This is a genomic window from Petrachloros mirabilis (genome assembly GCF_975968855.1).
The window spans coordinates 1-8,275 of record NZ_CDLUDY010000093.1 but is presented as its reverse complement, the minus strand read 5'-3'; the positions used below and the strand labels follow the sequence as shown (position 1 = coordinate 8,275).

Below are 8,275 nucleotides of genomic sequence, written 5' to 3'. Positions count from 1 at the left end.
TCGGCTGCTGGCGATACCGCCAAGACTTCAGGCACGTAAGCTTGTGTAGCGGAAATTCCGGAGAAACGCCGGCGATCATGGAACGGGCGGGCACCTCTCCCTCAGCCAGTGGGAGAGGTCCCGGTCAATCATGTTCTGAAGTCGCACTATTTCGTCGCGATAGCGCTCGGTCAACTCAGCTCGCAACCGATCGTCCAGGTGCGGTCTGTGGAGATCCCGGGTGATCCGTGCGTAGGCCAGATCGCGTAGGGATGTCGGGAGGAAGCGCCGAAGTTCTCTTCTCAGCCGATAGGAGTTCTTCCAGAGGAGGGCCACCAACGGATTCCGAATCTCGCCCGATTGATTATATCGCCTGGCAACATCCGGCACGAAGTCCGGATCCACGTCCAGGAATGCAAAGAGATCTGCCATCAGGGCGGCAGGGGCCTGGACGAGATCTTCGTAGAGATATACCCGGATCTGTGTGGACAAGAATTGTTGATAATAGGGTGTAAGCTTTTCCGCATAGCACCCGGCAGAGAAGAGGCATTGGAGAACCCAGCCCTCTTCGACCCGGCGTGCATCGTCGTCAAGGGCCTCTCGAAAGTCCGCGCAGGGTTCCCAGCCTTCACGACGGTGCGCTACGAAGCTGGCGAAGGCACGATCCACGGGGTGTCGCAGGATTGCGACCATCTTCGCGCCGGGATTCTCATGCTGGATTCGTTCTGCACTCCCCGCCGTTGAAAGGTACAGCGGAGAGACTTCGCCGATCGCCCTGGCGTTGCCGGCATTCTCGAAAAGCGCTCCATATGCAGAGCGACTAACGACAGAGTGGTCAGAAAGCCACTGGGCTGCAGGTCCCCGCAGATGCGCAGTCGAACCGTCAAACGCATAGAAGTTGGGCTCCTTGACAGGGCACATGTATATCTCGGGATGTTGCCCCAGGTAGTGGTGAAGTGAGGTCGTGCCCGAACGCGCTGCGCCGATCACATAGAAATTCGCGCGTGTCATGGCTGGGAATTCCCCTCATTTCTTCTCAAGTTCAGCAGGAAGTCCACTCGCAGTTTTCTGTAAGCCTTTCTGGCTTGGTGGAAGGCCCTGGGAGAGATCTTCTTTATCAAGATGCCGATCGCTCTCATAACCCTTTCTCGGGCTGTCAATTTCAGCAGCTTTCCTCTTTCATGAAACTCGATCAGTTCTTGAGGCTTGAGAAGGTCTATGAACAGAGGAATGTTCGGAATTTGATCCAGTCTCCGACTCAATTCGGAATCGTAAGGCTCGTACCAGGAAAAATCTCTTCGAAGGATATTGCGTTGTCTAGCAATCGTTTCCAATCGAGAGCCCGGGAAAATCATTGTCGGCTGAAACGTACTGATTCTCACAACCGGATACTTCTTCAGTTCTTGGATCAATTCAAAGGTATGGTTGACATCGGCCCTTGTCTCGCCGGGGTGGGAAAACATGAAGAAACAGGTGACATAGATCCCTAGTTCATTGCATCTATTGCAGAAATTCAGTACCTTCTCGGCGGTAATTCCCTTGGAAATCCTCGCGAGAATCCTATCGGATCCCGATTCCACGCCCACGGAAAGCGACACACAACCTGCTTCCCGCATTGTCTCCAGAATACCCAAAGGCACGTCCACTCTGCTTTCGCACCACCATTTGATGCGCATGTTTCTTGAAATGATTTCCCGGCAGATCTTCCCGACATGATCCATGTTGCCGGTAAATGTATGATCAACAAAGTTGAAACCTTCTATGTTGAAACGGTTTCTGAAATGAGCGATCTCATCAACGAACTTCCCGCTGTCCTTCAAATGGTAACCCTTGATCACCCTCGAACAGAAGACACATGCGGCGGGACAACCCAAGGAAGAGTAAAGCCCTGTTGCCCGAACGTATTTAGGATAGTTCGCGAGCCGCTCAGGGTAATCATCCATGGAGAACCTAGTATAAATCGGGATTTCGTCAATATCTACCCGGAACGGCCTTTCCGGATTCTCGATCACCTTGCCTCTGGCGCGATAGGCAATGGAAGGCACCTCTTCAAGAGACTGCTTTCGATCCATCGCTTTTGCTACGCCTGCAAGGGATGATAGACCCATCCCCCTGACGACGATATCGATCTCCTCGACCCTCTTCAGCGTATCCTTGGCGCAGTGGGAAAAATGCCAGCCACCTACAACGATGCAAGACAAAGGATGTGTTTGTTTGATGGTCCTGGCCATTTCGGCTACAGCAAAGCGTGCGGCTGTAAATCCGGTGATGCCGAACAGCGCGGAGTCGTTGCCTCTGATCAGTTTCGTCAGAGGCACGCCTTTGTTCTTTCGTATTCTCAGGTCCAGCACTTCGACTTCGAAGCCGAACGTTTCCAGATGGGATGCAAGCAGATGAAGGCCTAGGGGACGCAAGAGGCCCGACGAATAGGCAATGTCATAGGGATTCTCGGGTTGAATCAACGTGATCTTCACCGGATCATGTCCTTCGACGAGCCTCCGAGACATCACCTGCCGAAGACAGCCGGTTCAAAGATGTGGGAAACGTTCTGCTCGGCATCGGCATAACACCGCGGGCAATCCGCGCACTTGGTCGACTTTTCGCCGCCGGCGAAGTCTCTTCGAAGCCGGTTATAGGACGTACCGAACCATATCTTCCTGAATCCAGTCCGCCCGTTTTCAAAGACATTTCCCAGCGGCGGTTCGCGGCTGGTATAGTATTCGCAGGAATAGACAGCGCCATTGTGATAAATGAACGGATGGTTCCACAATCGTTTGCAGCGGTTCTTCTTCTCTACCATTTCGCCATCCATGTTGAACTCGGCTCTGCAGTATTCAGGATTATGGGGAAGCCTTCTCTTCCACTCACCCCTGTCGCTGTTGATGGGACTCATGGTAATCAGAGAAAAGTAGTCGACTCCCGTTTCTTTAGCAAACGTCTTCATTCGATCGATCTGATTCTCGTTGTCCCGGCTCACCAGCATGCGCAGGTTGATATAGGGACGGGAAACCTGTGCCTGCTCTTTCTGCTTCACCAGCGCGCGTAACCCCTTTACGGCCCTGTCAAAATCACCACCGGCTCGATACGTTTCGTAAGTCTTGCTGTCAAGGCCGTCAAGGGCAAAGATGAGGTAATCCAGCCCCGAATCCAGCAGCTCGGCGATGTTATCCCCTTGCTCAAGAAAATGGCCATTGGTGCTCGTGATGACTCTTATTCCCTTGCTCCTTGCGTATTTTATCATGGAAAAGATGTTCCTGTTCATGAAGGGCTCTCCCCACCCCCAGAGCTGAATAAGGATGAGGTAATCACCGATCTCATCCATGATCCTCCTGAAGTTCTCCAGGCTCAGTTCGCCCTGCGGTCTGTCTCTGTCGGTGACGACATTGCATAGTGGGCACTTCAGATTGCATTTGGTTGTAGGCTCGATCTGCAGGTGCGTCGGATAAGCCCAGGCTTTCTGCGTCTTCAGGAGGGACGTCAGTTCCGCTGTCAGCCAGTTGAAAAGGCGTTTTCGAGTCACTCTGTCGATGGTAAATTCCATCTTGTCAAAGGTGAAATCCAGTCGCCGGGTTGCAAGCGTTGTTAGCGTCTTCCCTATTCTGTTCACCGTTTGTCCTCGTCTTGAATGGTTTCGAAGCTGCGCCTGCACCTGAACCAGGTAGGCGACACATTCACCGAAGGACCACGAGCAAACACCCAGAAGCAGGATGGGCGTTGATTTCAAGAATCTTGAGAAATAGGTGCGGTTCCGGATGTTGCGAAGTGCAATTCTCGAAAAAAGCACGGTGGGCAGCAGAAAAGAGCCGGCTGCATAGAGGACCTGTTGCGCGCGCGTAAACCTTCCGCACCTGACGCGGCCGAAGGAGCGGCCATGATGGAATTCGTGCCGGATGAATTTGCGAAAGTCGTTCAGGCTCGAGTGGCTGACACAGATCCGAGGTACAAACAAAACAGGGTAGCCCCGTTCCTGAGCCCGCCACTGAAACTCTGTGTCCGAGCAGTAGGTTCCCTCGATAAACGGCCCCAACTCTTCAAAGACCTTTCGTTTGTAGGACATGTTTGCGCCCGGGACATCGGCAACAGGATTTACTTCTGAATGGGGCATCCACCGGCTGAACTCAGTGAAGTAGGCAGCCCACCCCACCACATTGCACACCTCGTCGTTCGCAACGCTGCCCCCGATGATGAGGTATTCCGACTTGTGCGCTTGCAGGATCCGGTCCACCCAGTCCTCGTCGACAGTACAGTCGGCGTCGGTGAGAGCGAGGACATCTGCTCTTGCATGTGCCGTGCCGATGTTGCGCGCGTCGCCACAGAATTTTCGCTCGGTCAGGGTGACCAGCCGTACCTTCGGAAACCGTTCCGCCACAAGCTCGGCTGTGCCGTCAGTTGACGAATCAACCAATATGATTTCGAATTCGTGGCTCGTCTGCTGTCCATGCAAGGCTTCGAGGCAAGGCGTGATCGTCTCCCTGGCGTTGTAAGAGGTGATCACGACCGAAAGTTCCGGCTTGCCGGCGTCATACATCCAGGAAATCCCCGCTTTTCACTTTCTTGAAAAGACGTGTGCCCCGGAACATGTTTCGTGCTTGATTGTATTTCACTCGAAGTGCGTAGAAGCTGCCACGCACGACGAACTGAGGCAAGTGAACGAGGAAGTAGTACGGCAGAAAAACAAGCAGCTGAATCCGCCTGGCGTTCAGACATTCAAAAAGGAACAGGTTTCTGAGCAGCAACCATGCGCGCCGCAGCAGGTAGCAGTCCATGGTCGCGGCATCCTTGTGCAGAACCTTTGCGTTCTTCATAATGACAACCCTGAAGTTGGCCCGCCGTGCTCTCACGTTGAAATCCGTTTCCTCAAAGTAGACATTGTAAATAGGCCTGAAGAGGCCTATCCTATCGAACACCGACGCCTTGATGAGAGAGGAACAACCAAGAACGGAATCGACATCGCAGGCCGTATCCTCCTGATTCACAAAAACGTCGCGGCTGCTTCTCAGTCGTTTCATCCGGCCGGTCCAGAAATCTATCGAGTAGCCGACGTTGGTCACTCTGTCCGGGTCGTTGTACGAGTAAATTGCCGGCGCGATGACACCGATGGAATCGTCGCTCTGCCCGGCATTCACCAATTCGCGAAGGGTATCCGGAAAGACCACCACGTCGTTGTTGAAAATCCACAGGTATCGGGCAGCTGATGCCAGACCGTATTGAATCCCCTGGTTGACGGCTCTCGCATATCCGAGGTTCTTCTTGTTCTCCAGAAGCACACAGTGTGGATACAGGCTGGTTACCGCCTGCTGCGATCCGTCGCGCGACGCATTGTCGACCAGTACGATCTTCAGCTTGCTGTCGGGGTAGTCCAACGCCTCAATAGACGCGAGGCATTCAAGGAGGTGCTCCTTGCCGTTCCAGTTGACGATTACGGCCACCACGGAGGGCAGACTGGCGTCTTTCGGCACACCTTGTTGCCGTTCTTCAGTTTCCGTATTCAGGTTCACAGGTGGAAGTCCCCTTGTTTCCCTGCGAATTCCCTGGATTGTGAATTCGGTGTAGAGCGTATCACATGTTGCCCGGGATTTGAAATCCATTCCGATTCGGGCCGTGCAACTTCAAAGTGTCTTGCAGAACTGCTTGCGTCGGCTTTGTAGCCCCGGAAGGACGACACATATCCGCGAAGGGCAGTGCCCACGCCAGCCCATCTCCCTAGATGGCGGAAGCGTTGCGGCGTTCCTTCTGCATTTCTTCTGCACTCGTAACAGTCCATATATCACCCCGTGTGCCCACGTATGAAAGACAAACGGTGATTTAATGTAAGCTTATGAAATTGATTGCCCCAACTGGTTAGGAGGTGTTTGCCATTTCTCTCCTTATCTACACGTACCTCACAGCGAGCCCGAATCGTTACCATGTCGTGACGAAACACAGAGACAAGTCAGTCGCAGGCCCTGCCCTTCTAGAGACTGCGACACGTCGTGTCTCAGCCTGATTGATCTGTTGAATCAGTCGCTTGGTTTGGTCCGACCCCTGTTACCAACACTGCTCCTCGAAATGCGGTGCCAGGGCCACTCCGGAACATTTGCATTTCAACATCAATTCCGTAATCTTTGCGATTCGCAAAGCAGCTTCTTCAGGGCTCACGCCGATGCGCCTGTTGATACTGCATAGAGCGGTCGTGTTGGCGTGTTCGATCGTGTCCCAGCGCGATTCCCCAAGAGGGGAGTAGCCATACGTGACGTAAGCGGACAGGTTGCTGGTCCCCGTCCCGGGACGCTCTCCGATCAGATGCACAACCACCTGCACGGTGAGAATTCTACCGATATGGTAGGCAGCCCGCACCCGCCCGTTTCGGACATAGATGTCTTTACCGAACGAAATGCCAAGAGCCTGAAAATGTCGTTTCAGGGCTGGGAGCAGATACGGTAGATTTTCGTTTGCGGCATCCGCATTGAGTCCATCCGAAATCACGATCTGAACGGTTGGTGATGTCCCCGTGTAGAGGGACTTTATGGTGCTTATCTGTTCTGGGACTATCTTCTCGCCTGTGGGCGGATTCGCTATATAGTCATCCCGATTCCTTGATAAGGTATGCACGAGAAAATGGGGCTGCTGTGAGACCTCCATTGTGCTCGGGAGGATCTCCCGGTAAAGTGACCTTCGGGCATGCTCGAAGACATCGTTCAGTCGCTTTTGCAGGTGGGGTGGGGGAGCAAAGTCGTTTTCGTACCCGTATCCGATGTCCATACCACGCTCCTGCAGTCTACGAACCGTCCTGCCGATTTCGTCCGGGTGCTCACCGTAGCTTCGAGCCACCGGTATCAGGTCACCAGCCCCTTCCGTCAGCCTGCCATCAGTGCGCATGATTCCGAGATCAGTAAGCTTTCGCCTCATAGGCCGCCCGACGGACTTGCCAAGAGCATTCCTCAATCTCGGATGGCTGCGGAAATCTGTGGTCAAATACCCCAGCATGGCGTCGGACTTGCCGGCAACGGCCATCAGGTAAGCAGGGGCCGCCTGCGCCACGCGGCGCGTGATTGCGTCGAGCTCGCCAGGGGCTATCCCCATGTGATAGGTGCTGCAAACATCGAGTCCCATGGCGAAGCCGTGGAGCTTGCCCATGAACAGGTCTTCAAGGCAGGCTCTAACCAATTGTGGACCCGTCCGAAAGACCTCCGGCCCGATGAAGCCGGCCACATCATTGACGATTGTCCATTTCCCGAGCGTCCTTTTCAGAAATCTTGCCAAACCGTACGTGCGGGATTCGAGCGTAACCATGTCGATCCCGCCGTCCGCCCCGTTGGTGAATTCCGATCCCTGACCGGTTTCAAAGTAGAGTCCCTCAAAGGGCTCCAAATACCCTGCAAGGTCATCCACGTCGCAGTCGATCATCCCGTGCAGACCCCTGGAGGTTCCTGCCAAGCTCTGAAACGCCACGTCGACCCTCGCACCTCTCGTCCGTGCCTCATTCTGCTTCTTGATGTCCGTGAGAACGCTCCAACGTGTCGGCAGTTCGAGGCGTTCGACGATCGTGGCAAGAAGATTCTCTAACTCGATAACTTCGTGCAAAGCGTCGTTTGCTGGGTTGACACCTATGATCACATCCCCACAGCCATAGGAAATCCCTTCGAAAATGGAATAGAGAATCTCATCCGGATCATCCGTGGGGCTGTTCGGCTGGATTCTGGAGCCAAAACGCCCATACGACCCGACCGATCCAGGGCCGTTCAAAGGATTGTAGATGTTTGCGCACACAGCGCTGAGCTGTTCGTCTGTCATTGTCTTTGCCACTGCCGCGATCATCTCGCTGGTCATAGCGGAACCTAATGTGCGGACCGTTGCCGGTTCAAGGTCGCGCAGAATGTTCTCGCGTATTTCCCCTACCGATTTCTTCCTGATCCGCTGGAATACCTCGGCCGACTCCCGATCCGAGACGAAGAGGGTCCTGAGGCGTTGGCCTAACTGATCTTCGAGCACATCGCAGGAGAAGATGTCTTCAAGTCGAACCCTGGACAATGTACGCCTCGCATCTGCCCGAACCGTCTCATCGGGCGCCCCTACGCCGATGGCAAGGTCGCCTTCCTTGAATTCATTAGCATTGCCCAGGAGTTGGACGAGTTCTTCCTTCTTCAAAACTCCTCCAAGAAATCGATCTTCTTTATTTCAGGGCATTGTCTCACGATCGCCTCTTCTCCTCAACGTGGCTATCTCCCTTGAACGATTGAAGTTAGTGGAAGTCATGAGATCGCCGCCCTACAATGCTCTCGGCATTTCTGCTATGATTGGATATCAGTATTGGTGC

Annotated in this window: 5 protein-coding genes; all 5 read right to left on the bottom strand. The window is 53.9% G+C overall.

Going from position 1 to position 8,275, the window contains the following annotated elements:
* Positions 1 to 75: 75 nt before the first annotated feature.
* The 5 genes from ACWVCN_RS03870 to eutB all read right to left on the bottom strand — a co-directional run bounded on the left by ACWVCN_RS03870 (position 76) and on the right by eutB (position 8,106).
* Positions 76 to 990, bottom strand: a complete 915-nt coding sequence (locus tag ACWVCN_RS03870; RefSeq protein WP_455244199.1) for a sulfotransferase family protein — start codon at positions 988 to 990, stop codon at positions 76 to 78.
* Positions 987 to 2,453, bottom strand: a complete 1,467-nt coding sequence (locus ACWVCN_RS03865; protein WP_455244198.1) for a B12-binding domain-containing radical SAM protein — start codon at positions 2,451 to 2,453, stop codon at positions 987 to 989. The genes ACWVCN_RS03870 and ACWVCN_RS03865 overlap by 4 nt, the downstream gene beginning before the upstream one ends.
* Before the next feature lie 32 nt (positions 2,454 to 2,485).
* Positions 2,486 to 4,507: a glycosyltransferase gene (locus tag ACWVCN_RS03860; RefSeq protein ID WP_455244197.1), complete on the bottom strand. Its 2,022-nt coding sequence runs from the start codon at positions 4,505 to 4,507 to the stop codon at positions 2,486 to 2,488.
* Positions 4,500 to 5,477, bottom strand: a complete 978-nt coding sequence (locus ACWVCN_RS03855; protein ID WP_455244196.1) for a glycosyltransferase family 2 protein — start codon at positions 5,475 to 5,477, stop codon at positions 4,500 to 4,502. The genes ACWVCN_RS03860 and ACWVCN_RS03855 overlap by 8 nt, the downstream gene beginning before the upstream one ends.
* 529 nt (positions 5,478 to 6,006) lie before the next feature.
* Positions 6,007 to 8,106 (bottom strand): ethanolamine ammonia-lyase subunit EutB, encoded by a 2,100-nt coding sequence (eutB, locus tag ACWVCN_RS03850; RefSeq protein WP_455244195.1) that lies wholly within the window; start codon positions 8,104 to 8,106, stop codon positions 6,007 to 6,009.
* Between the last annotated feature and the right edge of the window lie 169 nt (positions 8,107 to 8,275).

Excerpts from the sequence above, each read along its gene's own strand:
- ACWVCN_RS03860 (WP_455244197.1), bottom strand. The coding sequence starts at position 4,507 with ATGTATGACGCCGGCAAGCCGGAACTTTCGGTCGTGATCACCTCTTAC.
- ACWVCN_RS03870 (WP_455244199.1), bottom strand. The coding sequence starts at position 990 with ATGACACGCGCGAATTTCTATGTGATCGGCGCAGCGCGTTCGGGCACG.